This is a genomic window from Micromonospora sp. WMMD812 (assembly GCF_027497215.1).
Classification (GTDB): Bacteria; Actinomycetota; Actinomycetes; order Mycobacteriales; family Micromonosporaceae; genus Micromonospora.
Genome location: NZ_CP114904.1, coordinates 4008023 through 4031309, shown reverse-complemented (window position 1 = coordinate 4031309; position 23287 = coordinate 4008023). Strand labels below are relative to the sequence as shown.

General features: G+C 70.4%; 26 protein-coding genes, 1 tRNA gene and 1 pseudogene. 13 read left to right on the top strand and 15 right to left on the bottom strand.

Annotated elements, in window-relative coordinates:
* Window positions 1–271: 271 nt before the first annotated feature.
* Both O7603_RS18540 and O7603_RS18535 read left to right on the top strand, forming a co-directional pair.
* Window positions 272–694: pseudogene (locus tag O7603_RS18540) on the top strand (transposase); the annotation flags it as partial.
* A 61-nt stretch (window positions 695–755) separates the two neighbouring features.
* Entirely contained in the window at window positions 756–1403 is a 648-nt protein-coding gene (locus O7603_RS18535; protein WP_281571064.1) for an IS256 family transposase, read from the top strand.
* A gap of 90 nt (window positions 1404–1493) precedes the next feature.
* Here O7603_RS18535 and O7603_RS18530 read toward each other — a convergent pair whose 3' ends face one another.
* A complete protein-coding gene (locus O7603_RS18530) occupies window positions 1494–1850 on the bottom strand; it encodes a hypothetical protein (protein ID WP_281571063.1) in 357 nt (118 codons plus the stop codon).
* 715 nt (window positions 1851–2565) lie between these two features.
* Between O7603_RS18530 and O7603_RS18525 the strand changes: the two genes are divergently transcribed.
* A tRNA-Arg gene (locus O7603_RS18525) sits at window positions 2566–2641 on the top strand.
* A 308-nt stretch (window positions 2642–2949) separates the two neighbouring features.
* On the opposite strand, the gene O7603_RS18520 is transcribed toward O7603_RS18525, so the two are convergent.
* Window positions 2950–3732: a hypothetical protein gene (locus O7603_RS18520; RefSeq protein WP_281571062.1), complete on the bottom strand. Its 783-nt coding sequence runs from the start codon at window positions 3730–3732 to the stop codon at window positions 2950–2952.
* Between the two features lie 272 nt (window positions 3733–4004).
* On the opposite strand from O7603_RS18520, the gene O7603_RS18515 reads away from it, so the two are divergent.
* The gene (locus O7603_RS18515; RefSeq protein WP_281571061.1) at window positions 4005–4487 is read left to right on the top strand and encodes a hypothetical protein; all 483 of its coding nucleotides are present in this window, start codon (window positions 4005–4007) and stop codon (window positions 4485–4487) included.
* Window positions 4488–5011: 524 nt separating this feature from the next.
* Here O7603_RS18515 and O7603_RS18510 read toward each other — a convergent pair.
* Window positions 5012–5581, bottom strand: a complete 570-nt coding sequence (locus O7603_RS18510) for a DUF3592 domain-containing protein (protein WP_281571060.1) — start codon at window positions 5579–5581, stop codon at window positions 5012–5014.
* Between the two features lie 266 nt (window positions 5582–5847).
* Window positions 5848–6714, bottom strand: coding sequence for a pentapeptide repeat-containing protein (locus O7603_RS18505; RefSeq protein WP_281571059.1), 867 nt, complete (start codon window positions 6712–6714; stop codon window positions 5848–5850).
* 118 nt (window positions 6715–6832) lie between these two features.
* On the opposite strand from O7603_RS18505, the gene O7603_RS18500 reads away from it, so the two are divergent.
* Both O7603_RS18500 and O7603_RS18495 read left to right on the top strand, forming a co-directional pair.
* Window positions 6833–7396, top strand: coding sequence for an RNA polymerase sigma factor (locus O7603_RS18500; protein ID WP_281571058.1), 564 nt, complete (start codon window positions 6833–6835; stop codon window positions 7394–7396).
* A complete protein-coding gene (locus O7603_RS18495) occupies window positions 7393–8556 on the top strand; it encodes a CU044_5270 family protein (protein ID WP_281571057.1) in 1164 nt (387 codons plus the stop codon). Before O7603_RS18500 ends, O7603_RS18495 begins: the two co-directional genes overlap by 4 nt.
* A gap of 59 nt (window positions 8557–8615) precedes the next feature.
* On the opposite strand, the gene O7603_RS18490 is transcribed toward O7603_RS18495, so the two are convergent.
* A complete protein-coding gene (locus O7603_RS18490) occupies window positions 8616–8975 on the bottom strand; it encodes a hypothetical protein (protein WP_281571056.1) in 360 nt (119 codons plus the stop codon).
* A gap of 28 nt (window positions 8976–9003) precedes the next feature.
* Window positions 9004–9498: an N-acetyltransferase gene (locus O7603_RS18485; protein WP_281571055.1), complete on the bottom strand. Its 495-nt coding sequence runs from the start codon at window positions 9496–9498 to the stop codon at window positions 9004–9006.
* A 179-nt stretch (window positions 9499–9677) separates the two neighbouring features.
* Here O7603_RS18485 and O7603_RS18480 point away from each other — a divergent pair, with 179 nt between their 5' ends.
* The gene (locus tag O7603_RS18480; protein WP_281576730.1) at window positions 9678–9893 is read left to right on the top strand and encodes a hypothetical protein; all 216 of its coding nucleotides are present in this window, start codon (window positions 9678–9680) and stop codon (window positions 9891–9893) included.
* 43 nt (window positions 9894–9936) lie between these two features.
* On the opposite strand, the gene O7603_RS18475 is transcribed toward O7603_RS18480, so the two are convergent.
* On the bottom strand, window positions 9937–10788 hold the full coding sequence (locus O7603_RS18475) for an oxidoreductase (RefSeq protein ID WP_281571054.1): 852 nt from the start codon (window positions 10786–10788) through the stop codon (window positions 9937–9939).
* Window positions 10789–10897: 109 nt separating this feature from the next.
* On the opposite strand from O7603_RS18475, the gene O7603_RS18470 reads away from it, so the two are divergent.
* On the top strand, window positions 10898–11533 hold the full coding sequence (locus tag O7603_RS18470; RefSeq protein ID WP_281571053.1) for a TetR family transcriptional regulator: 636 nt from the start codon (window positions 10898–10900) through the stop codon (window positions 11531–11533).
* Entirely contained in the window at window positions 11533–12030 is a 498-nt protein-coding gene (locus O7603_RS18465; protein WP_281571052.1) for a GNAT family N-acetyltransferase, read from the top strand. Before O7603_RS18470 ends, O7603_RS18465 begins: the two co-directional genes overlap by 1 nt.
* 72 nt (window positions 12031–12102) lie before the next feature.
* On the opposite strand, the gene O7603_RS18460 is transcribed toward O7603_RS18465, so the two are convergent.
* Together O7603_RS18460 and O7603_RS18455 are read right to left on the bottom strand one after the other, a co-directional pair.
* Window positions 12103–12765, bottom strand: a complete 663-nt coding sequence (locus tag O7603_RS18460; RefSeq protein WP_281571051.1) for a class I SAM-dependent methyltransferase — start codon at window positions 12763–12765, stop codon at window positions 12103–12105.
* Between the two features lie 59 nt (window positions 12766–12824).
* Window positions 12825–13673, bottom strand: coding sequence for an SDR family oxidoreductase (locus O7603_RS18455; protein WP_281571050.1), 849 nt, complete (start codon window positions 13671–13673; stop codon window positions 12825–12827).
* A gap of 116 nt (window positions 13674–13789) precedes the next feature.
* Between O7603_RS18455 and O7603_RS18450 the strand changes: the two genes are divergently transcribed.
* Window positions 13790–14149, top strand: a complete 360-nt coding sequence (locus tag O7603_RS18450; protein WP_281571049.1) for a helix-turn-helix domain-containing protein — start codon at window positions 13790–13792, stop codon at window positions 14147–14149.
* Window positions 14150–14368: 219 nt separating this feature from the next.
* Here O7603_RS18450 and O7603_RS18445 read toward each other — a convergent pair whose 3' ends face one another.
* Together O7603_RS18445 and O7603_RS33055 are read right to left on the bottom strand one after the other, a co-directional pair.
* Window positions 14369–14971, bottom strand: coding sequence for an ATP-dependent Clp protease proteolytic subunit (locus O7603_RS18445; protein ID WP_281571048.1), 603 nt, complete (start codon window positions 14969–14971; stop codon window positions 14369–14371).
* A 134-nt stretch (window positions 14972–15105) separates the two neighbouring features.
* The gene (locus tag O7603_RS33055) at window positions 15106–15600 is read right to left on the bottom strand and encodes a helix-turn-helix transcriptional regulator (protein ID WP_348651025.1); all 495 of its coding nucleotides are present in this window, start codon (window positions 15598–15600) and stop codon (window positions 15106–15108) included.
* Between the two features lie 210 nt (window positions 15601–15810).
* On the opposite strand from O7603_RS33055, the gene O7603_RS18435 reads away from it, so the two are divergent.
* On the top strand, window positions 15811–16824 hold the full coding sequence (locus O7603_RS18435) for a potassium channel protein (RefSeq protein WP_281571047.1): 1014 nt from the start codon (window positions 15811–15813) through the stop codon (window positions 16822–16824).
* A gap of 16 nt (window positions 16825–16840) precedes the next feature.
* Here the strand turns inward: O7603_RS18435 and O7603_RS18430 are convergent, their stop codons facing one another.
* Window positions 16841–17329: a MarR family winged helix-turn-helix transcriptional regulator gene (locus O7603_RS18430; protein WP_281571046.1), complete on the bottom strand. Its 489-nt coding sequence runs from the start codon at window positions 17327–17329 to the stop codon at window positions 16841–16843.
* A gap of 82 nt (window positions 17330–17411) precedes the next feature.
* Between O7603_RS18430 and O7603_RS18425 the strand changes: the two genes are divergently transcribed.
* Window positions 17412–18059, top strand: a complete 648-nt coding sequence (locus O7603_RS18425) for an NAD(P)H-dependent oxidoreductase (protein WP_281571045.1) — start codon at window positions 17412–17414, stop codon at window positions 18057–18059.
* A gap of 75 nt (window positions 18060–18134) precedes the next feature.
* Here the strand turns inward: O7603_RS18425 and O7603_RS18420 are convergent, their stop codons facing one another.
* The 3 genes from O7603_RS18420 to O7603_RS18410 all read right to left on the bottom strand — a co-directional run bounded on the left by O7603_RS18420 (window position 18135) and on the right by O7603_RS18410 (window position 22731).
* Complete coding sequence (locus tag O7603_RS18420) at window positions 18135–19169, bottom strand: 2-oxoacid:ferredoxin oxidoreductase subunit beta (RefSeq protein ID WP_281571044.1); 1035 nt, start codon at window positions 19167–19169, stop codon at window positions 18135–18137.
* The gene (locus O7603_RS18415) at window positions 19162–21009 is read right to left on the bottom strand and encodes a 2-oxoacid:acceptor oxidoreductase subunit alpha (RefSeq protein ID WP_281571043.1); all 1848 of its coding nucleotides are present in this window, start codon (window positions 21007–21009) and stop codon (window positions 19162–19164) included. Before O7603_RS18415 ends, O7603_RS18420 begins: the two co-directional genes overlap by 8 nt.
* A gap of 297 nt (window positions 21010–21306) precedes the next feature.
* A complete protein-coding gene (locus O7603_RS18410; protein ID WP_281571042.1) occupies window positions 21307–22731 on the bottom strand; it encodes a hypothetical protein in 1425 nt (474 codons plus the stop codon).
* 161 nt (window positions 22732–22892) lie between these two features.
* On the opposite strand from O7603_RS18410, the gene ndhC reads away from it, so the two are divergent.
* A complete protein-coding gene (gene ndhC / locus O7603_RS18405; RefSeq protein WP_281571041.1) occupies window positions 22893–23270 on the top strand; it encodes an NADH-quinone oxidoreductase subunit A in 378 nt (125 codons plus the stop codon).
* Window positions 23271–23287: the final 17 nt, after the last annotated feature.

Here is a 23287-nt window from a genome sequence, read left to right as displayed (position 1 = left end):
CCGCACCGCACACCCAGCCGCTACCCTGGCAGCAGCAGCCGCCTTCGATCTTGTAGTCCTCACAAACACATGATCGACAGGCGGCTGCGTCCACGTTGCACACCCCCACCGCATTCCGCGAGGTCGGGTCTGTCAGAAAGATCGTGTGTGAGGCGGTGATCCGGCAGGCTGGAGCGGTTGCTTCGGCCGGGAAGGATCACCGTTGACGAACAAGGACACCGCTGCCGAGGGCGCGGGTGCTGGCGAGGGTCAGGCTTCGGCGGGGTTGGACGTGCGGATTGCCCAAGAGCTGATCGATCAGGCCCGGGCGCAGGGTGTGTCGCTGGTCGGGCCTGGTGGCCTGCTCAGCCAGGTCATCCGCACGGTGCTGCAGGCCGCCCTTGAGGCGGAGATGACCGAGCACCTCGGCTATGAGAAGGGCGGTCCGGCCGGGTGGGGCCGGGGCAACCACCGCAACGGCAGTTCGCCGAAGACGGTGCAGACCGAGGTCGGTCCGGTGCAGTTGCAGGTGCCGCGGGATCGGGCCGGGGTGTTCGAGCCGCAGATCGTGCCCAAGCACGCCCGCCGGGTCGAGGGTTTCGACGAGGCCGTCATCTCGTTGTATGCCACGGGCCTGACGATCGGGGAGATCCAGGCGCACCTGGGCGACATCTACGACGTCGACGTCTCCCGCGACCTGAGCTCCCGGGTCACCGACAAGGTCGTCGACGAACTGAACGCCTGGCAGTCGCGTCCACTCGACCGGATCTACCCCGGTGGTGCTGATCGACGCGATCGTGGTGAAGATCCGCGAGGGCCAGGTCGCCAACCGGCCTGTGTATGTCGCGGTCGGTATCAATCTCGCCGGCGAACGCGACGTGCTGGGCCCATGGGTGGGCACCGGCGGCGAGGGCGCCAAGGCGTGGATGGCCACCCTCGCCGAGCTGTGTATCCGCGGGGTTGAGGACGTGTGCATAGTGGCGTGCGACGGGCTCAAGGGCCTGCCGGACGCGATCGGCGAGATCTGGCCCCTGGCGACGGTGCAGCTGTGCGTGGTCCACCTGGTCCGCGCGAGGCTGCGCTATGCGTCCAAGGCGCACTGGAGCCAGATCACCAAAGCGCTACGGCAGGTCTACACCGCCCCGACGGTCGAGGCCGCCGAGCAGCGGTTCGCCGAGTTCGACCACGTATGGGGCACGAAATACCCGGCGATCATCCGGTTGTGGCGCTCGGCGTGGGAGCAGTTCACTCCGTTCCTAGCGTTCCCGCCGCAGATCCGCCGGGTTGTCTACACCACGAACGCGATCGAGTCACTCAACGCCCGGTTCGCCAGGCCACCCGCCGTCGCGGGCACTCCCCAACGAACAGGCCGCGCTCAAGGTGCTCTACCTGGTCATTCGCAGCCCGCGGCCGAACCGGGCTAACGTCACCGGCAAGACCGGCGGCTGGAAGCAGGCCCTGAACTCCCTCGCCATGTTCTACGGCGAGCGCATCACCGGAAACTGAGAACGCGATCACCGCCTCACACACGAAGATCCGGACAGTCCCACGAACTCGACCACGCCCGTGACCTGCTCGCCCTCGCCAATGGTGACCGGCGTCGCCGTACCGAGATCGCCGAACTGCTGCAAGCCGCCGTACGCGCCAAACGTCCCTTGCCCGAGGTCGACCGCATCCGCGAACGGCTGCGCGGTGACGGTGCGCTGGCCGACATGCCCACCGTCGCCGAGTACCTCACCGGATGGCTGACCCACCTCACGATCGACGCGAACACGCAGCGTGCCCGGCGCGGTACGCCTGACTCGCAGCGCGGGCTCGCTGTGCTTGTGGCGTCGGGGAACCCCCGACCGGCTCATCTGCAGCGGGTCCACGTACGCTGCGGACGGCTACAAGCTCACACTGGATATCCCTCTGGCTGCGGGGAACAACAACGTGTCGGCGCCGAGTGGCTTCGTTCTTGATCTCGACCGTGCACCAGGGCTGCACTATCGGCGACGGTCTGACTGACCGATAGTTCCCTCCCGGCACGCTGTTGCCGGTAACCGGGTCAGGCGCGTTGATCGCATACCGGTCGGTGAGCCGAATTGGATTTGCAGTAGCAGTCTGCTGCGGCCTTCGATCGTCGACATGTCGGGCTGAGCCGCCGTACGACATGTCGTACGTGTTCTGCGGATCGGGATACGGGTGCCTCCAGAGTAAGTGCGGGCGATCAGCGTTGGCCATGAGACTCGCGGCATGCTGAACCACGAACTGTGCTGAGGCCGCGGCCACTGGTGCCTTCTCCGCACAGCGCCGTGCTGGTTGAACCCCACGACAGTGGCCCTTCGAGGCAGCCAGCCGCCCGATTGCGGGTAGCCCCACATGATCTTCGATGATGTGCGCGGTGTGTGCTCTGCAGCGCATGCCAACCCGGGTCAACCGATGTCAACGCGGGTCACCGCGGCCGACCGCCGGTCGCAAACCGGGGCCCGTGTGCTCCGGGTGTGCTCCTGGGCTGGGACAACGCCGGTTCGGGGAACGTGGGTGAACGTGGGCGACTCCCTGCCACCCCAGGTGAACCCCCAGGTCGCTAGACTGGGCCCTCGCGCCCTCGTAGCTCAGGGGATAGAGCAACGGTTTCCTAAACCGTGTGTCGCAGGTTCGAATCCTGCCGGGGGCACCAGGTCACAGCTTTGATCACCGATCACTCATCCGCCTCTCGGGGCTCGTGTGCCCGCGGTGTGCCCGATCGCCTCGCCAGCTTCGCCCTGCTCGCGTCAAGCTGCCCGCGACGCGGGCCGCGCCGGCCCGGCCCCGGCCTGCTGGCGACCTCCGGCCGGCATCGGCCGGGCCGACCGGCGACGCTGACGGACGACAAGACCTTTGAAGGCACCGGGGCTCCACCCCGAACCCCGGCCCTCAGAGATGCCGCCGCACAGTCCGTGAGGATGCAAGATCCCATCCCGCGCCAGTTCGACGGTGCACAGCCTGCTAGGTACCCCTGCTGCCACTTGGGCTAGTTCCGTTCACGGCGGCCGTGGTCTCGGTGGCGAGGCCGTTCGGTTTCTGCCGCCTTGCGAGAACGATCAAACCGGCCAGCAGAAGCACAAGCCACAGCGGCACCAGCAGGGGACCGAGTGACCGCCAGATGGGCCACACCGGCTCGGCGAACCGGTACGTGAACAGGTCCGCCCAGGTGAGTGCGGCCCCCGGGAGTAGGGCGACCGTCACCAGCGTGCGCACTAGCCGGGGTACGGGCGGACGTCGCCGCGCCACCAGCCAGAAAAGCGCCGTGCCGGCGGCGGCGCCGAGGAGGGTGCCAGTGAGCGTGGAGGTGAGGAACCTGTCCGGCGCGGCCGGCATGACGTTCAGCGTCGACCCGGTCGCCCGATGGGTGAGCGTGACCATCAGACCGTCCGCCTCGGCTCGCCAGCCGTCGCACGGGTCGCCCGGAACGCGATGGAGGTCCTGCCACCCCCGCGATTCGGCGTTGCGCCGTAGCTGGTCTGAGAGCGCGCAGTCGGCGCGGACGCCGTAGCCGTCGCCGTAGTGGAAGTTGGCGTGAGCGGAACCGAAATCATCTGTGGCTAAGAAGACGCCGTACCGAAAGGCACGGTGGAGCATGGTGCTACCGGTTGGCTCGGCCCCGGGCAGCAGCTCCGCTGCCACCTCCTGAGCCCGGTCGGAGCTGAGCGGTACGGTGCCGCGACCGCCATACCAGGAGCCGATGCTCAGACCGGCCGTGCCTAGTAGCACCGCGCCGAGCAGCAGCAATGCGACGCCCCACAGTCGATGTCGCACCGACTCTCCCCTTGCTAGGTGCGGCACAGCGTAGCCCTGGAGATCCGTTCCTGGTGCCCCGCGAGCCCAGCCCGCGCCGTGTCGTGGGCAGCGCCCCACCGCCATTCGTACAGCCAAGGCCGCAACCAGCGCCGACGTGATCCGACAGTGACGGACGGCTTGAGCAGGGGCGGGTTACCGTGACCAGTCATCCGCGATCTTCTTCTAAACAAAAAGGCCGTGCGGTGCCTGGTAGAACGGGCGGCATGGAGGTCAGTGAGTTGGACCGGGCCTTGGACGAAGTCTTCGACCAGGCGGTGATGTACCACGCCTACACCGACTACATGCGCGACTACGAGGTCGTGGTCTACGCGGCCGCCGACCCGAGGACGGGCATCGAGCCGGCGCATCTCCGTTACCTCTTCACGTGCTGCGTCGTGGCCGAGGCGACCACGGCCCTGAGCCCGGATACCTGGCGCGGTTCCTTGGACAAAGGTCTGACGGACCCGGAGAGCGGGCCGGATCTCGACGGCTACGTGTGGGCGGTGAGATGGCAGGCCATCTACCCCGGAGCACAGCGGATCGCCGATTCGCAGCGCGCCCAGGAGTGGGCCGAGCGGGTCGGAATCGACTTCCACGAGGTTCACATTGAGATGAACGGACACAACCTCACCTTGATTTTCAATGACCTAGAAGTGATGCGGCTTCCCATCGGCTACGCGCCCTTTCGGGTGACCGAGGGGAAGTAGCTGGATGGGTGGCAGGCTGTCGGCCGGGTGAGTCGCGCTCGACCCCTCAGCTGTCGCCGGTCCGCATCTGGGTCCGCAAGAGGCCGGCGGATGGCGGGGGACTGGTGTGAGATGTCGAAAGGCGTTTCCGCTGTTAGCCCACCATGTGCCCAGGTCATCGATGCCGGCATCTTGATCTCATAATCCCTCGGCCGCTGACAGTCGACCCGTGCCCGTTGCGTGCCCGTTGGGATGGGCGACGGCGGCCAACGGCGGTCAGCTCCTGGACGTGGCAGCCAGCGTGGCGGCGCAGGTCGAACCAGGTCATTGCCGAGCGGCTTCCGCCCGTGTCCACACTTCCTAAACCGTGCGTCGCAGGTTCGAATCCTGCCGGGGGCACCACCTCGTTGCCTTGATCACGATCGATGTTCTTCCGTTCGAGGCCTCCGTGCCCGTCGTGCCGGTGCCGATCCGGCGTGACGCGTGTGGCTCACCCCTGAAGTCCGATGGCATGCCGTCGCCGAAGTGGCTCCCGAACACCGGAGTCATTTCGTCGTTCGCCGTCTGCTCGGCTTGCGTTTCGTCCCGACCCTGGCAGGCCCGATCTCCTGTCGGCGCTGATCTCGTTGTTGCCGTTGCCGGTCGCGTTGTCGGCGGTCGCGCCGTCGCCGGTCGAGGCGGGTGAACCCGACGAGCACCATCGATCCGGCCAGGATCAGGCCCGCCGCGCCGATCACCCCCTGGACCCGGCCCCGATGCCCGCTCAGCGTCCCGAAATCGGTCACGAAGTCACCCGGGTCTTCGGGGTCGACCCAGATCCGCACGGGAGTGCCGGCCGGAAGACAGACCTCCCAACAGCCGACCTCGGCCCGCCGCTCGGCCCCTCCGAACTCGTAGCGCAGGTGCATCGTGTCGCTTTTGCGTCCCTTGTGGATCAACTCGTCGATGACGGCCTGGACCGGCACACCGTCCGCTCGCAGCCGATCTTCCCAGGCATCGTTGTCGTTCCCGGTCTTGACGGGCAGCCACATCATGACGAGCCCGACCAGGATGCCGACCGCGTAGACGGGGTAACGCACGCGCCACCAGGCCCGCAAGATCTCCACGGCGGCCATGGTGGCAGCCGATGTCCACCTATCCAATGGCTCTTCGTGCCGCACGTTGCACGCTCGACGCGACACCAGAGCGATCATGTAAACCATCAATCGGGGCCACCGTGTCAACCATCAACCGCAGGACAGTTGACTGCCGGCGTGTGATCCGACAACTGAGGTGCGACGCGGCTCCGCCAGGTGATGCGCGTCAGATCCAGCGAGCCTAGGGGCGACAGGATGGCCGCCGACGCAAGGTCCTGTCATGTAGCCGAGAACATCGCACCCACCTAGGCTTGGGTATCGAGCAGCAGACCTGGCGGCGGCTGGCCCGGGGAGTGGCTGAACACGGGAGGTGTCGTGAATTCAGCGCCGCGCAGGTCGACGATGCCGCCGGCGAACTGCGCGTCACGGAAACTGGCGTTGGCCTGAAAGCGGGCGCGTTCGAGGTGCAGTACTCCGCCGGTGAACCGTGCGGCGGCGAAGCTGACTGTCTTGCCGGCGAAGACGGCCTCATCCAGGTCACCGCCGTCGAAGACGGTGCCGGTGAAGTCAAAGTTGTGGTCTTGCCAGCTTGTCCGGGCCGACGGGCGGAGGTGGTCGCCGATGATTCGGATGATGGACAGGCGGACCTCGCGTTCCCCTGGCCTCCACCCGTCGGCGTCCCGGTTCGGTTCGTAGGGCAGGCGTAGGTAGGCGCAAAGCACGTCGACGCAAGTGTGAAGATGGTCGGGCGAGTCGTCGGCGAGTTCGGCCATCGCGTAGACCCCAGCCAGACGTACCGCGGCGCTGTCATGGCCGAGTTGTGCGCTGGCGGCGATGAACCGATCGTTGAACAGCTTCCCGCTCTCCCGTACTTCGGCTTGCTCGTGGAGTCGTTGCCGGCGGTAGGCAACGACGAGCGCGACGACGCCACCGATCCCGCCTGTGATCACTAGGGCGATGCGTGTCAGGTCGAGCAGTTCGGTGGCGCCTAGCGGCGCTCGCCGCGCTACGGGGGGATGACCGAGACCGATCCATAGCAACAGACCGGCGGTGACCGCGACCGCCACGCTGAGCAGAACGACCGCCGTGAGCGCAGCCCAGAATGGCCATAGCCGCAGCCGGCGACGAGGACGAAGTCCGTTCATGACCACATTGTTCAGGCTCACCGGCATGCCTGGCTCGAACCTCTCCCGGAGGATCACCGGGTCGAAATTTGGTGCACATGTAAGAAAGGGCGTGCCCGAGACATTTCCTGGTGACGGAGAACCCTGACAGGAAGGGCCGAAGCCAGTGCCAGAGCCCCAACCGGACGATCATTTCACCGCTCTGTATCGGGCGCACCACCGACAGGTGTACGCGTACGCCGTCACGCGCGCCGGACGCCAGCTGGCCGACGAGGTGGTCGCCGAGACGTTCCTGGTGGCGTGGCGGCGGTTGCCTGACCTGCCGAGGGCAACGCCGCTGCCATGGCTGCTCGCGGTCGCTCGCAATGTGGTGGGCGAGCGATACCGCGCGGAGGAGCGGCAGCAGGCCGTCGCCGCCGAGATGCGCGCGTGGATCATCGACGAGGAGCTGTCCGTCGGCGACGTGGCGGACGGCGTCGCCGAGCGGGCCGCGGTGCTCACGGCGCTGGCCAGACTGTCCGACGACGACCGCGAATTGTTGACGCTGGTCGCCTGGCACGGGCTGGCGCCAGGTCAGGCAGCTCGGGTCCTCGGCTGCTCCACAGCGACGTACTACGTGCGCCTGCATCGCGCCCGACGTCACCTGAAGGACGCCATGGCCGCCGCCACCGAACCGAGCAGGCCCGTGCGCACCATCGCCCCGCTCGCCCCGAAGGAGTCGATCCGATGAGCCGTACACGAGATGTTCTTGACCTGCTTGCCGAGGCCCGGCCGGCACGACTGGACCCCCCGCCGAACCGGGTCGAGCACACCGCGCCGGCCGTCGTCGGCCTCGTGGCGAACGCGTCAGCCCTCGACGGGCGTACCACGCGCGACCAGCGCAGGCCCAAGCGCCTACGGATGGCCTTCCTCGGGACGGTGGGGGCGGCCGCGACGGCCGTCACCGCCGTCGTCGTGGCGGTGGCCGGTCCAGGCGCCGCTCCGCGCGATGCGCCCGGCGCCGTACCCGACGCCGCATCGCCCGCCACACAGGCGCCGATGGACTCCAGCCGGTTGCTGCTCGTCGCGGCCGATCGCAGCGACAACGCCCCGCAAGCCGGCCGGCGCTATCAGACGATCCAGACGGAGAGCGGCTTCGCGGTGCCGGTCAAGACCGCTGACGGTACGTACACCATGTTCAACAGGAGCGGTGGCCAGTACTGGCTGGCCCGGTCCAGCGCCGACAGCAGCTGGGTGTTCGTGCAGTTGCTCGGCGCTGTGCCGGCCGCGCCCAGCGACGAGGCCGCCTGGCGCCGCAACGGATCCCCGGCCGTCATCAAGGTCAGCAAGCCGAAGCCGTACGACCTGCAGATCGCCCCGGGCAAGATCCACGGCAATACCGTCGACCCGGCGCACCTCTTCGCCCTTGGCGACCGAAACGTGTCGCAGGCACAGCTCGATGCGCTGCCGAGCGACCCCGCGGCTCTCCGCAGCGCGCTACTCAGCCGCTTTGACGGCGGAGGTAGCGACATGCCCACCGACCGCGACCAGTGGCTGTTCACGGTCGCCGCCAGTGTGGTGATCGACCTGCCGGTCAGCAACGAGGTCCGCGCCGCCGCATACCGCCTGCTCGCCACGTTGCCCGGGGTGCGTGGGCTGGGAGCTGTTCACGACATGCGGGGCCGACGCGGGCAGGCGATCGCGTTCGCGCCGGCCAGCCACGGGACCGGCCTCGAGGTGCGTCTGATCATCGACCCCGACACCGGGCAGGCGCTGGCCAAGGAGATGCGCGTGGTGGAGCCGCGTGACTCGTGGTCGTGGCTGGCGCCGGGCGCGCTGTACACGTATGACCTGGTGCTGGTATCGAAGAACACCAACGACGACCCGCCGACGGCGGACGTCGAGAACTGACCTCTGGACACCCGGCCGGCGGCGGCACGACACCGCCGCCGGCCGTCGTCCGCCCGTCCCTACTGGCCGAACGTGTACCGCAGGTTCGCGTTGATCAGCTGGTTGATCCGCTTGCGCAGGTGCCCGAGCAGCGATGGTTCCGGCAGGGGCTCCTCGAGGAAGAGAGTCCATCGCAGGTCGGTTCCCGTCGCGCCGTCCGACGGCAGGTCGAAGCGCACCTCCGCGTCTGGTCGCTTGGGCCAGATGGAGGACCACACGACGAGGTGTGGCTCCTGAGCCCGCAGTGTGCGCGGGGGCTGCTCGTCGTCGAGGAGCAGCAGCCACGGCCGGGCCGGGTCGCCGTCCGGTTCGGTCAGCGCCGCGAAGACGACATGAGGGGGCGCTGGTTGGTTCCGCTTCCGCGTTCCGGCTTCGCGCACCCATCGAGGCTACGGGCCCACGATGCCGTCACGTCCTCAACTGAGCGACCATCGTGTCCGCGTTCTCGAACGACTCGACCGTGCGAAAGCCCTCGCTGGCGTACAGGCGCGCGGCGAAGTTCAACGCTCCACGCTCAACGACACCGCCCGCAGACCACGTTCGCCTGCCGCGAGCAGGACAGCGCGCAGGAGCGGCCCGGCCCACGCCGCGGTTGCGCCAGGATTCCGCCACGCCGATCGTCAACTCCGGCACGTCGTCACTCACGTACCCGTAGCCGGGGTCGGCGGCGGTCAGGTATCGGCACCAGGCCGCGCCGACCGGTCGATCGGCCGCGTTCACCGCGATGGAGCCGAAATCGCCGGGCTGCCTCCATCCGGTGACATAGTGGGCCAGCTCGGGCTTTGCCATGATCTCCTCGCGGGACCAGGTGCGCTCAGGCAGCCAGTTCATGGCCTCTATGAGCATGTCACCCAGGAACCCGGCGTCGGCCGACGTGGCGGTCCGGATGCTGAAGTCGGTCACCGCCGAAGCCTCGCACGAACAAGCCTCCGATTCTGACGTCCACCCCGCGGCAGCGACCACGACCGAAGGGCGTTCGTGTGCCACGCTGTGCCACCGGTCAGTACCGGAACGTCAGGTCCGGACGGGGAGGTGGCAACGCTCTCGGCCGTACGCCTGCCTGCTGCTACGGTCGGCACGTGATGGTCGAGGAGCACTGGTGGAACGGGGACGCGACGCCGCGAGGACGTCGCGACATCTACATCCGTACCGACGGTGTGCGCTGGGAAGTGCAGGCGCAGATCGGCGGCGCGCACGGCCGTTCAGAGGTGCTGGAGTGCGCCAGCCGCAGCTCGGCGAGCATCCTCGCGGGGGCCTGGCGCGGGGGCAACCCGGCCTGGCGCGAGCTGCCCCGCTGAGCGTCACGGCCTTGCGGAACCGTAGCGCGCGAGCGCGTGCCGGCTACTGCGCGGCGATGGCGTCGAGCTGCGCGACGGCCTCCGCGGGCAGCTTCAGGCCGGCGGCGGCGATGTTCTCGCGCAGGTGTGCCCGCCGGGACGTGCCGGGGATGACGACCATCGTCGGCGAGCGCTGCAGCAGCCACGCCAGCGCGACCTGCTGCCGGGTGGCGCCGACCTGCGCCGCCACGGTGTCCAGCACATCGGACTGGAACGGGTTGAAGCCACCGAGCGGGAAGAACGAGACGTAGGCAATCCCCTCGGCGGCGGCCCGGTCGACGAGGGCGTCGTCCTGCCGGTTCACGAGGTTGTAGAGGTTCTGGATCGCGACCACCGGGGCGATGGCCTGCGCCTCGGTGAGCTGGGCCGACGACACACCGCTCAGCCCGAGGTGCCGGACGAAGCCGTCCTGCTGCAGCTCGGCCAGGGCGCTGAAGGGCGCCGCCACCGACGCGTCCGAGGCGCCCACCCGCAGGTAGACGACGTCGAGGACGTCCAGGCCGAGGTGGTCGAGGTTCTCGTACACCTGCGCCCGGAGGTCCTTCGGCTCCAGCGACGGGAACCACGAGCCGTCGTCGGCCCGGCGGATGCCGACCTTGGTGGAGATGTGCAGCGTCTCGGGGTAGGGGTGCGCGGCCTCCCTGATGATCCGGTTCGTCACGACCGGGCCGTAGCCGGCGGCGGTGTCGATGTAGGTGACGCCCGACTCCACCGCCTCCTTGACGACCGCGAGAGCCTCCGGCCGGTCCTTGGGCTCGCCCATGGCGCGGGGGCCGGCGAGCTGCATGGCGCCGTAGCCCATGCGGCTGACGACCAGGTCGTCCGCGAGCTTGAGGGTCTCGATTGAGGTGGTCATCGGGCATGGCCTTTCTGGGGAGACGAACTTTTACCTAACTCGTTAGATACATGGTACGGCCCTCCGGCGGCGGATGTCAACGTCTGGTTACTTCTGCTAGGGTCCGCCCATGTCCCGACCAGCGAACGTCCGCCGCGAGGGCCGTCCCCGGGACTCGCACGCCACCAAGGAGCTCCTGCTCGCGGCCGCGACCGAGGAGTTCGCCGAGTACGGCTTCGCCGGTGCCCGGATCGACCGGATCGCCGAGCGCGCCGGGGCGAACAAGCGGCTCCTCTACGTCTATTTCGGCGACAAGGACCAGGTCTTCGACGCGGTCCTGCAGCGCCAGATCGGCGCGCTCGTCGAGGCGATGCCCCTCGACCCGCGCGATCTCGCCGGGTTCGCGGCCGCCCGCTTCGACTACATGCTCGCCAACCGGCAGGTGGCACGACTCGTCGCCTGGCGCACCGTCGAGCGGACCGAGCCCATCGAGATCGAACTCCGCAGCTACCAGGCGAAGCTCGAAGCGATCGCCGGGGCGCAGCGTGACGGCGAGGTCTACGCCGCGGTTCCCGCGGTGGACCTCTTCGCCATGGTGCTCCGGATCACCGAGAGCTGGCTCAACGCGCCGCAGGCCCTCAGGGCGCTGGCCGACGACGAGCCGGACTCGCCCGACCGTCTACGGGAGCACCGCGCGGCGCTGGTCGACGCGGTCCGCGCCATCGCCGACCCGCGTCGGGCGGGCCCCGGGGCAGGCCGGTCCTGATGGTCGACATCCTCGTCCGACCCATGATCCCGGAGGACGCGGACCGGGTGTTGGCGATCTACCAGGCCGGGCTCGACGGCGGGGACGCCAGCTTCGAGATCGTGGCCCCGACCTGGGCCGCGTTCGACGCGGGACGGCTGGCCGACCACCGGTTCGTGGCCGTGGACGGCGACGGGCTCGTGGTGGGGTGGGTGGCCGTCTCCCCGACGTCGACCCGGGCGGTCTACGCCGGGGTGGTCGAGCACTCGATCTACGTCGACCCGGCCGCGCAGGGGCGCGGGATCGCCCGGCGGCTGCTCGACACCCTCGTCGCCTCGACCGAGGCGGCCGGCGTCTGGACCATCCAGTCCGGGGTGTTCCCGGAGAACCGGGCGAGTCTCGCCCTGCACGCGCGGGCCGGCTTCCGGGTGATCGGCACCCGCGAGCGGGTGGGCCGGCACCACGGTCGCTGGCGGGACGTCGTTCTGCTGGAACGCCGCAGCCCGGTGGTCCACTGACGCGCGGGCACGGGGCAGCGGGAACGGCGCCGTCATCCGCCGGCTCGCGGTCCAGCGGCTATCGGGGAAACCTCATCGGCCAGGCCTGCGGGCCACCAGGTACGCCTGCGGCGTGGACTCCGTTCCGCCCGCGTAGGGCTCGGGCTCGCGTACGAGGCGGGCGCGCAGCTGGAACCCGACCTCGGTCAGCAGTGCCGCGACCTGCTCCGGCCGGCGCCGGCGGAGTGTGAGCGAGATCGGCTGGCCGAACGCCTCGGTGCGTACCAGTTCCTCGTCGCCCACCTGGAAGGCCACGGCGAGGTGGCCGCCCGGTGCGAGGGCCCGGTGGAACCCGGCGAACGTCGTGGCCAGCAGGTCGTCGGGCACATGGATGATCGAGTACCAGGCCGCGATCCCGGCGAGGCCACCCTCGGGCAGGTCCAGCGCGGTCATCGAGCCCTCCTCGAACCGCAGCTCGGGATGGTTACGCCGGGCGAGCGCCACCATCTCCGGCGAGAGGTCGATGCCGAAGACGTCCAGGCCGAGGCCGGCGAGGTAACCGGTGACCTTGCCCATGCCGCAGCCGACGTCGGCGACCGGCCCGTTCCCGTCGCGTCGCACCAGCTCGGCGAAGGTGGTGAGGATGGCCCGGTCGTAGGGCTTGCTGGCCAGCTCGTCGCGGAACTGTCGGTCGTACGACGTGGCCACGGCGTCGTAGGACGCCCGGGTCTCGCGCAGGAAGTCCGGTTCGATCACCCCGGGCACGCTACGCCGCGCCGCCCGGGCCGGGGGACCGGCGCGGGCGGCGCGGGCCGTCAGAGCGCCGCGCGGAGAGCCTCGGCCAGGGTGACCGGGGCGCGGCCGATCAGCCGGGCCAGGTCGTCACCCTCGACCGCCAGCTCGCCCAGGGCGAGACCGCGGTCGCCGTCGGCGAGGACGGCGGCGAAGTCGGCGGGTACGCCCGCGCCGACCAGCACCTCGACGTACTTCTCCTCCGGGAGGTCGGTGTAGGTCACCGCACGGCCGGTCTGCCGGGACAGCTCCTCGGCCAGCTCGGTCAGGGTGAACGACGCGCCGCCCAGCTCGTACGTCTGGTTGGCGTGACCGTCGGTGGTGACCACCGCGGCGGCGGCCTCGGCGAAGTCGGCGCGGGTGGCCGCGCTGACCCGGCCGTCCCCGGCGGCTCCGGCGATCCCGTACTCCAGGTACGTCGGGATCTGCGGGGTGTAGTTCTCGAGGTACCAGCTGTTGCGGAGCAGGACGTACGGCAGCCCGGAGGCGGCGATCTCCTGCTCGATCGCGTAGTGCTCTTTCGCGAGGATCAGGCTCGAGGTGTCCGCCTTGGTGATGCTGGTGTAGGCGATCAGGCCGACGCCCGCCTCCGTGGCGGCGGCGATCACGTTGCGGGCCTGCTCGACCCGGCGGCCGAGTTCGTCGCCGGAGACGTACACCAGCTTCTCGGCGCCGGCGAAGGCGGCGCGCAGCGACTCGGGGTCGTCGTAGTCGGCGCGCCGAACGGTCACCCCGCGCTCGGCGACGTCGGCGAGCCGGCCGGTGTCCCGGCCGAGCGCCACGATCCCGTCGGCGGGTACGCCCCGGCTGAGCAGCGATTCCACGATGAGCCGGCCGAGGTGGCCGGTGGCGCCGGTGACGACGATGGACATGCGAACTCCCTCGGAAGTGGGTCGGACCTCAGCTCCAACGGGAAGCGTTCTGGCTTACTTCCCGTTGGAGAGTAGGCACCTTGAAGTGCGTAAGCATCCCGTGGGAGAGTGGTCCGGTGAAGCCCGACGTGTACGACCGCAAGTGCGGCAGCCGGCAGGTCCTCGACCGGATCGGCGACCGGTGGAGCGTCCTGGTGGTGCTCACCCTCGCCGACGGCACGAAGCGCTACGGCGACCTGGCCAAGCGCATCGACGGGGTGAGCCAGAAGATGCTCACCCAGACGTTGCGTGGGCTGGAGCGCGACGGGCTGGTCACCCGCGAGGTGTACGCCTCGGTCCCGCCCCGGGTCGACTACGCCCTCACCGATCTGGGCCGTAGCCTGCTCGACCTGGTCTCCGGTCTCGAGTCGTGGGCCACCACCCACCTCTCCGAGGTGGAGGCCGCCCGGGCCCGCTATGACGCCCGGGTGATGTGACAAGAACTGACGGGAAGACGCTGCGCCCCGAACCCGGGCGCGGGATTCCCCACGCGCATAGGCTCCGCCTACCGAGTATCGACACGCCGTGGCATTCCCATGACAGATGTCGGACGCGAGTGAGGGGGCGTGTCCGCCGCCGCCCGTCGGTGCTCGGTCGACCTGCTCCGACGGGGTGCGGCGGCGGCCGGCGGGACCATCGCCGGCCGCCGCCGGTGTTCAGCCCGCCGGAAGCTCGTCCACCCCGGTGATCACCTGGTCGATCAGCCCGTACTCGCGGGCCTCCTCGGCGGTGAACCAGCGGTCCCGGTCCCAGTCCCGCTGGATCTCTTCGAGCGTCCGCCCGCTGTGCCGGGCGATCAGTTCCTGCATGCTCCGCTTCACGCGCAGCATGTTCTCGGCCTGGATGGTGATGTCCGCGACCGTCCCGCCGAACCCGCCGGACGGCTGGTGCATCATGATCCGCGAGTGCGGCAGCGCGTACCGCTTGCCGGCCGTTCCCGCGCAGAGCAGGAACTGCCCCATCGAGCCGGCGAAGCCGATCGCCAGTGTGGCCACGTCGTTCCGGACGTACCGCATGGTGTCGTAGACCGCCATGCCCGCGCTCACCGAGCCGCCCGGTGAGTTGATGTAGAGGTAGATGTCCCGGTCCGGGTCCTCGGCGGCGAGCAGCAGGATCTGCGCGCAGATCTGGTTGGCCGACGCGTCGGTCACCTCGGTGCCGAGGAAGACGATCCGCTCCTTCAGCAGCCGCTCGAACACCTGGTCGCCGAAGGACGGCTGCCCGCCGTCCAGCATCCGCACGCCGTCGTACCCGATCATCACGTCCGCCTTCCACCGCGCCGGCGGGCGGCGGGACCGCCCGGGAACCGGTCCTTCCAGCGTGCGTGCGGCGATGGTGACGCTCCCAGCGATTCTGCCGGCGGCAGATTCGCCGCCAGCAGAACCCGGCAGAACTAGACCGCGGTCAGCCGCCGCCGGCCCGTCCGGGCACGTCCGCAGCCGAGCAACCCGGCGGTACGCGGACCGGGGCGCCCGGCCGGCGGAGAACCGAACCGGCCGACCCGCACCGTCGGGCCGCCCGCCCCCGGACCGCGGTGCAGCAGCGCGCGGGGAGTACGCGGACCGAGCGGAACGCCCGGCCCGTCGTCGCGCCGGGGCGCCGGAACGGGCTCCAGCGTGGCGAGCCGGGCGCGAGGTGCGGTCGGCACGCGGGGCTCGACCTGGCGCAGGTCGTCCCGGGCCTCTTCGAGCAGTTCGGAGAGGTGGATGCCGAGCGCCCGGCAGATCGCCGCCAGCACCTCCGAGGAGGCCTCCTTGCGCCCGCGTTCCACTTCGGACAGGTAGGGCACCGAGACGCCGGCGGCCTCGGCCACCTCGCGCAGCGTGCGACCCTGGCGCAGCCGCAGCCGCCGCAGCACCCCACCGATCACCCGTCGCAGCAACGACATGCCGGCCTCACTCTCACGGTCGTCGTCCCGGGGACACCCCCATCATGCCCGCTACCGGCCGCCGGGGCGGGCCGGGCGACACCGGTGGGTCCGGTTCCCGCCGGTTGACGGGGGTGGTGCGGCCGGTCGCCCCGGCTCGGCGACCCGGGCGTGCGAATTCCGGCGTACCCGCTATGTTGTGGGCGTGCAGGCGACGGAGCAGGTGCGACGGTGATCCATTTTCCCGCGCAGCGTCGGGGTCCCCTCAGCGCGCTCAGCCTGCGGTTGGCGGCGGCGATCGGCCTGGTCTTCGCCACCGTGACGGTCGTCTACCTCGACCGGGACGGCTACCGCGACGTCAACGAGGACGGCATCACCCTCCTCGACGCCTTCTACTACACGGTGGTCACCCTCTCCACCACCGGCTACGGGGACATCACCCCGTTCAGTGCGAGCGCCCGGCTGGTCAACGTCGTGTTCATCACCCCGGCCCGGGTGCTGTTCCTGATCATCCTGGTCGGCACCACCCTGGAAGTCCTGACCGAGCAGTACCGGACCGGCCGTCGCCTGACCCGGTGGAGGAAGACCGTGAAGGACCACGTCATCATCTGCGGCTACGGCACCAAGGGTCGCAGCGCGGTCTCCGCTCTGCTGGAGAACGGGCTGGACAAGTCGCGGATCACCGTCGTCGAGCGCAGCGGCGCGGCGCTGCGGCAGGCCACCTCGGCCGGGCTGGTCGCGATCGAGGGATCGGCCACCCGGTCGGCGACGCTGAACGAGGCCCACGTCCGCACCGCCAAGGCCGTGATCATCGCGACCGACAGCGACGACGCGTCGGTCCTCGTGGCGCTGACCGTGCGACAGTTGACCGCCGGGCAGGTGCGGATCATCGCGGCCGCCCGGGAGGCGGAGAACGCCCCGCTGCTCAAGCAGAGCGGCGCGCACCACGTGATCGTCTCCTCGGCGACCGCGGGTCGGCTGCTGGGCCTGTCCACCTCCGCCCCGCCGCTGATCGACGTCGTCGAGGACCTGCTCACCCCGGGGCAGGGCATGGCGCTGGCCATGCGGTCCGCCGAGCGGGACGAGGTGGGCCGCTCCCCGCGCGAGTTGGACTCCCTGGTCATCGCGTTGGTGCGGCGGGGCAAGGTGGTCACCCTGGCGGACCGGGCCGGCGCGGTCATCGAGACCGGCGACATGCTGGTGCACGTGCGGGACGACCGCCCGCAGTCGACGGCCGTCGTCTGACCGCCCCGGGCCCGGATCAGCAGCGCGGATCCGGCTCCTGGGGGATCGCGGTCGCGTCGGCGCAGCTCATCCCCGCGCCCGTGGCCGCGCGGCGGAGCAGGTCGTAGAGCGTGTCGCGGTCGGCCGGGTCCAGCGCGCCGAGCACCTCGTCCTCGGCGGTGGCGAGGGCGCATTCGGCCTCTCTGAGGCGTTTCCCGCCGGTGTCGGTCAGGGTCACGACGTGCCGGCGGCGGTCCTCGGGTGATCGTCGCCGTTCCACCAGGCCGGCCGTCTCGAGGTCGTTGAGCAGCCCCACCACGTTCGTGCCGTCGATCTGCAGGTTGCTCGCCAGCCCCTGCTGGCTGATCGCGCCCGCGTCGCGCAGCACGGTGAGTGCGACCAGGTGCCGGGGGCGCAGGCCGAGCGGCCCGAGCACCGACTCCGACCGCAGTCGCATCCGGCGGGCCAGGTAGTCGAGCAGCGCCCCGGAGCGGCTCTGTCGCTGGTCGACCGGCCCGGCAGTCATGTGACCCACTTTACCTCGCGACGAAAGGTCCGCCTGCTATAAATGGTTGGTGCCACACAAACGATCTGTGGAGGATTAGCAAATGTCACACCTGTTGCACATCGACTCGAGCATCCGCGGGGAGCAGTCCGTCAGCCGCCGGCTCACCGCACGCGCCGTCGCCGCCTGGCGCGCCGCCCACCCGGGCGGCACCGTGACCCACCGTGATCTCGGCAAGCACCCGCTGCCGCACCTGGACGAGGCGGGTGGCCTGGCGCGGATGGTGCCGGCGGAGCAGCACACGCCGGAGCAGCGCGCGTCCTGGGAGCTGACCGAGCAGTTGGTCGCCGAGGTGAAGCGGGCCGACACCGTCCTGCTCGGTCTCCCGCTCTACAACTACGGCGCGCCGAGCAGCGTGAAGGCCTGGGTCGACCACCTCATCGCCGCAGGCCTGTCGTACGACCCGGCCACCGGCGCCGGCCTGCTCGGCGACCGCGATTTCATCGTGCTGGCCAGCCGCGGCGGCGGCTACGGCGCGGGTACCCCACGCGAGGGCTGGGACCACGCCGAGCCCTGGCTCCCGCACGGCATCTCGCAGACCGGCCTGGAGCCGCGGTTCATCGCCGCCGAGCTGACCCTCGCCCCGGTGGTGCCGGCGATGGCCAAGCTGGTGCCGCTGCACGAGGAGAGCCTCGCGTCGGCCGAGCGCGCCATCGACGAGCTCTGGGTGCCGGCCTCGGCGGCGGCCTGACGGGCGCGCCCCTCGTACGACGCAAGGGCGGGCCGTTCCGGATGGAAACGGCCCGCCCTTCGGCGTCTCGGCGGGTCACATGATGGTCCAGGTGTCCCCACTGCTCAACAGGCCGGCGAGCTGCTGCTCCGGGGTCTCGGTGACCTTCGCCCGCGCCGCCTCCAGCTGGGTCTGCACCACGCTGTCGTAGGACGGTCGGTCCACCGAGCGGAACACCCCGATCGGGGTGTTGCGCAGATCCAGGCCGGGCAGGCGGGAGAGCGCGAAGGCGTACGCCGGGTCGGTGACCGTCGCGTCGTGCACGACGATCTCGTCGGAGCTCGTCGCCGCGGTCTCCCGGACCTCCAGGCCGAAGCCGCCCGGCGGGTGCACGACGCAGAACTGCCCGTCCTTGCCGAACGTGATCGGCTGGCCGTGCTCCAGCCGGATCAGGAAGTCGTCCCGGGTGGCCGGCTCCTTGAGCTGGTCGAACGCGCCGTCGTTGAAGATGTTGCAGTTCTGGTAGATCTCGACGAACGCCGAGCCCTGGTGTTCGGCGGCGGCGCGGAGCACCGACTGGAGGTGCTTGCGGTCGGAGTCGATGGTGCGGGCCACGAAGGTCGCCTCGGCGCCGAGGGCGAGCGAGAGCGGGTTGAACGGCGCGTCCGCGGAGCCGACCGGCGTCGACTTCGTGATCTTGCCCAGCTCGGAGGTGGGGGAGTACTGGCCCTTGGTGAGCCCGTAGATCCGGTTGTTGAAGAGCAGGATCTTGAGGTTGACGTTGCGGCGCAGCGCGTGGATCAGGTGGTTGCCGCCGATGGAGAGGGCGTCACCGTCACCGGTGACCACCCAGACCGAGAGGTCGGGGCGGGTGGCGGACAGGCCGGTGGCGATCGCCGGGGCGCGGCCGTGGATGGAGTGCATCCCGTAGGTGTTCATGTAGTACGGGAAGCGCGAGGAGCAGCCGATGCCGGAGATGAAGACGGTGCGTTCGCGGGGGATGTTCAGCTCCGGCATGAACTGCTGAACGGCGGCCAGAATGGCGTAGTCGCCGCAGCCGGGGCACCAGCGCACCTCCTGGTCGGACTTGAAGTCCTTGGCGGTGAGCTTGAGGGCGATGGGCTCAGACATTCTTCAGGACCTCTTCCAGCATCGTCTCCAGCTCGGCGGCGGTGAAGGGCAGGCCGCGGACCTGGTTGTAGCCGATCGCGTCGACCAGATACCTCGCCCGGATCACGTGGGCGAGCTGGCCGAGGTTCATCTCGGGGATGACCACGCGGTCGTACGAGCGCAGCACCACCTCGAGGTTGGCCGGCATCGGGTTCAGGTGCCGCAGGTGCGCCTGGGCGATGGAGTGCCCGCGCTGGCGCAGGCCGCGGCAGGCGGCGCCGATCGGTCCGTACGTCGACCCCCAGCCGAGCACCAGCACCCGGGCGTCGCCGTCCGGGTCCTCCACCTCGACATCCGGCACCGGGATGGTCTCGATCCGGGCGGCCCGGGTGCGCACCATGAAGTCGTGGTTCGCCGGGTCGTACGAGATGTCGCCGGTCTTGTCGGCCTTCTCCAGCCCGCCGATCCGGTGCTCCAACCCCGGCGTGCCCGGGATGGCCCACGGCCGGGCCAGGGTCTCCGGGTCGCGCAGGTACGGCAGGAAGGTGGTGCCGTCCTCGCCGTTCGGCGCGGTGGCGAACTCCACCCGCAGGTCGGGCAGGGACTCCACGTCGGGCAGCAGCCACGGCTCGGAGCCGTTGGCGACGTAGTTGTCCGACAGCAGGATCACCGGGGTGCGGTAGGTGAGCGCGATCCGGGCGGCCTCCAGCGCTGCATAGAAGCAGTCGGACGGCGACTTCGGCGCGATCACGGCCACCGGGGCCTCGCCGTGCCGGCCGTAGAGCGCCATGTTCAGGTCGGCCTGCTCGGTCTTGGTCGGCATGCCGGTCGACGGCCCGGCCCGCTGCACGTCGACGACGACCAGCGGCAGCTCCAGCGCCACCGCCAGGGAGATCGTCTCGCTCTTCAGCGCCACACCGGGGCCCGAGGTGGTGGTCACCCCGAGTGCACCGCCGTACGACGCGCCGAGCGCGGCGCCGACGGCGGCGATCTCGTCCTCGGCCTGCATGGTGAGGACGCCGAACTCTTTGTGCTTGGACAGCTCGTGCAGGATGTCCGAGGCCGGCGTGATCGGGTACGCGCCGAGGAACACCGGCAGCCCGGAGCGGACGCCGGCGGCGACCAGACCGAGCGACAGCGCGGCGTTGCCGGTGATGTTGCGGTAGGTGCCCGGCTGCATCTTCGCCGGCTTGACCTCGTAGCGGACCGCGAAGTCCTCCGTGGTCTCGCCGAAGTTCCAGCCGGCCCGGAAGGCGGCGACGTTCGCGGCCACCAGCTCCGGCCGGGCCGCGAACTTGCGCTCCAGGAACCGCAGCGTCGACTCGTACGGCCGGGAGTACATCCAGGAGAGCAGGCCGAGCGCGAACATATTCTTCGCCCGCTCGGCGTCCTTCTTGGACACTTCCTGGTCGGCGAGGGCGCCGATCGTCATCGAGGTCAGCGCGACCGGGTGCACCACGTAGCCGGCGAGCGACTCGTCGTCGAGCGGGCTGACCTGGTAGCCCACCTTCGCCAGGTTGCGCCGGGTGAACTCGTCGGTGTTGACGATGATGTCCGCGCCGCGGGGCAGGTCCGCCAGGTTCGCCTTCAGCGCCGCCGGGTTCATCGCGACCAGCACGTTCGGCGCGTCACCCGGGGTCAGGATGTCGTAGTCGGCGAAGTGCACCTGGAAACTCGACACGCCGGGCAGGGTGCCGGCCGGCGCCCGGATCTCGGCCGGGAAGTTGGGCAGGGTCGAGATGTCGTTGCCGAGCTGCGCCGTCTCCGAGGTGAACCGGTCCCCGGTGAGCTGCATGCCGTCACCGGAGTCGCCGGCGAACCGGATGACCACCCGGTCCAGTTGACGGATCTGCTTGGTCACGCCTGCACCTCGCTTCGCTGCGCGCGGTCGCGCGGGCGGCTCGCAATGATGGTGACCTCGCCTTGCCCGGCCACGGGACCTCCTTGACACACCGCTGCACCGCACCGGGACGTGAAGTGGCCCGGCCTGCCGTGGTTTCTCACCTGAGAGCCTACGTCGGATCGACCCGTCACCTTCCCAAGAGGTTCGCCGACTGGGACCGAATCGTGGGGCGAAATTCACCTTTTAGTGGCGTTTCCCACGGCCCGCGTAATCGAGATCACCGTTGGCCGATGCTCGCGCGGGGCGCCGGCCCGCTCAATCCCGCGCCGTGGCCGTCGGCTCGGTCACCGGCTCGTTGAGCCGTCGGCGCAGCGAGGTGGTCGCCAGCCAGAGCGCGAGCACGACCAGCAGGGTCGAGACCGCGACGAGGATTCCCGCCGTACGCCGCACCGAGGTCTCCCCGCCGGCGGCCGGCGCGGGATTGCCGGCCAGCACCCCCTGTGAGCCGGTCGGCGCGGGGGCGGCGGCCACCGGGGTGGCCAGCGCCGCCACGGCGGTGATCCGGAAGCTCATCTGCACCTGTCTGGTCCGGCCACTGCGGGGGTCGAGCCGACCGACCACGGCGCCCGAGAGCGGCGCCTGCCGCTGGGCCTCCGGCGTCGCCTCGACCGGCAGGCGGAGTTCGGTGTTCTCTCCGGCGGGGACGGCACCCACGTCGCAGCGGGTCCGGGTCGGGTCGACCATGACGCAGCCCGCGGGCGGGGCCGGCACCGTGACCCCGTCGGGAAGGATCACCTCGATCCCGCCGGCCGCGTCCACCGTGCCGGTGTTGCCCAGCCGCACGCTGAGGTCGCTCGCCGTCCCGCTGATGTCGAACGCCACCTCGTCGGCCGCCAGCGCGATCCCGGGCACCGGCGGACCCGGCGGGAACAGCACGGCGAAGCCCTCGTCGTCGCTCGCCGTGCCGGACAGGCCGGGCGCGTACGCGGTGACCGCGACCGAGCCGCTGAGCGGCATCCGCCGCCAGGCGTCGCCGGAGACCCGGACCCGGATCAGGGTGCTGAACCGGGCGCCGGCCCGGGCCGTCCACTCACCGCAGTGGAACGCGCCGCCACCCCCGGCGTCGCAGCCCTTCGTGCCGGCGTCCGTCAGTCCGGCGGGAAGCGTGTAGGAGAGCCGCATCCGCGCGGCCGCGGTGCCGGTGTTCGCCACGGTGACCCGCAGCGTGGTGACCGTGCTCGCCACGTTCCAGTACTGCCCGGGCAGGGCGACGTCGCCCGTGGTGACCCGGACCCCGAGTGGCTTCGGCGCCGGGGCGGCCCCGGGTGCCGGTGGCCGGACCGGTGGCGGCGCCGGCGGGAGCGGCGGACGGCTCGAGGTGCCGGGGCCCGGGGTGGGCGGCGTGGTGCTGGGCGCCACCGTCTCCGGTGCGGTGGTGACCGGGGCCGGTCCGGTGGTCTCCGGCGGTGACGTCGTCTCGTCAGGCGGATCGATCGTCGGCGGTGCCGTGGTCGGGTCGGTGCCGGTCCCGGTCGGCTCCGCCGTCGGGGTCTCCCCGCCCGGGTTCTCCGCCGGATCGGTGGCCACGGCGACCGGGCTCGTCGCCGGTCGGGCCGCGGTGGCCCAGCTCGGCACGAGGGCGACCGCGGCCAGCACGCCCAGGGTGAGCGAGACCGCCAGCGCGGGCGCGTGCCGGCGGCCTCGCGCTGGTCGCTCGGGTGGTACGTCCACGCTGGTCATCGGTCCCCCCTGTCGCCGGCCGTCTGGTCGCCTACTGGCGGGTAAGACGGTCCGGCGTCCAATGTTCGGCAACGCTTGCCCCGCGGCACTAGTACCGTCCGGAAACAAATCCGTAACGTGTTCGGGACGGGGCACCCGGGGCGGGCGGTAGGCTGCCGACCGTGACCGGATACCTGGGCTCGTACGCGACGCTCGGGCTGTTGCTGCTCGCCAGCGTTCTCTTCTTCGTTACGGCGTTCTCGGCCAATCGGATGTTACGTCCTGGCCGTCCGGCTGATCCTCCGGGCAAGCGGGCCAGCTACGAGTGCGGCCTGGATCCGGTCGGCGGCGACTGGGCCCAGATGCAGATCCGCTACTACGTGTACGCCTACCTGTACGTGCTGTTCGCGGTGGAGGCGGTGTTCCTCTTCCCCTGGGCGGTGGTGTTCGACCGGCCCGGGTTCGGCGTGGTCACGGTCGTCGAGATGGCGATCTTCGTGGCGGTGCTGGCGCTGGGCATCCTCTACGCCTGGCGCAGGAACATCCTGCGCTGGACCTGATCCCACCGGCCGTTCGT

Bases quoted from the DNA above. Each gene is read 5' to 3' on its own strand.
- O7603_RS18515 (WP_281571061.1), top strand. From the start codon at position 4,005: ATGGAGGTCAGTGAGTTGGACCGGGCCTTGGACGAAGTCTTCGACCAG.
- O7603_RS18510 (WP_281571060.1), bottom strand. From the start codon at position 5,581: ATGGCCGCCGTGGAGATCTTGCGGGCCTGGTGGCGCGTGCGTTACCCC.
- O7603_RS18505 (WP_281571059.1), bottom strand. From the start codon at position 6,714: ATGCCGGTGAGCCTGAACAATGTGGTCATGAACGGACTTCGTCCTCGT.
- O7603_RS18495 (WP_281571057.1), top strand. From the start codon at position 7,393: ATGAGCCGTACACGAGATGTTCTTGACCTGCTTGCCGAGGCCCGGCCG.
- O7603_RS18480 (WP_281576730.1), top strand. From the start codon at position 9,678: ATGGTCGAGGAGCACTGGTGGAACGGGGACGCGACGCCGCGAGGACGT.
- O7603_RS18475 (WP_281571054.1), bottom strand. From the start codon at position 10,788: ATGACCACCTCAATCGAGACCCTCAAGCTCGCGGACGACCTGGTCGTC.
- O7603_RS18470 (WP_281571053.1), top strand. From the start codon at position 10,898: ATGTCCCGACCAGCGAACGTCCGCCGCGAGGGCCGTCCCCGGGACTCG.
- O7603_RS18465 (WP_281571052.1), top strand. From the start codon at position 11,533: ATGGTCGACATCCTCGTCCGACCCATGATCCCGGAGGACGCGGACCGG.
- O7603_RS18455 (WP_281571050.1), bottom strand. From the start codon at position 13,673: ATGTCCATCGTCGTCACCGGCGCCACCGGCCACCTCGGCCGGCTCATC.
- O7603_RS18445 (WP_281571048.1), bottom strand. From the start codon at position 14,971: ATGATCGGGTACGACGGCGTGCGGATGCTGGACGGCGGGCAGCCGTCC.
- O7603_RS33055 (WP_348651025.1), bottom strand. From the start codon at position 15,600: ATGTCGTTGCTGCGACGGGTGATCGGTGGGGTGCTGCGGCGGCTGCGG.
- O7603_RS18430 (WP_281571046.1), bottom strand. From the start codon at position 17,329: ATGACTGCCGGGCCGGTCGACCAGCGACAGAGCCGCTCCGGGGCGCTG.
- O7603_RS18425 (WP_281571045.1), top strand. From the start codon at position 17,412: ATGTCACACCTGTTGCACATCGACTCGAGCATCCGCGGGGAGCAGTCC.
- O7603_RS18420 (WP_281571044.1), bottom strand. From the start codon at position 19,169: ATGTCTGAGCCCATCGCCCTCAAGCTCACCGCCAAGGACTTCAAGTCC.
- O7603_RS18410 (WP_281571042.1), bottom strand. From the start codon at position 22,731: ATGACCAGCGTGGACGTACCACCCGAGCGACCAGCGCGAGGCCGCCGG.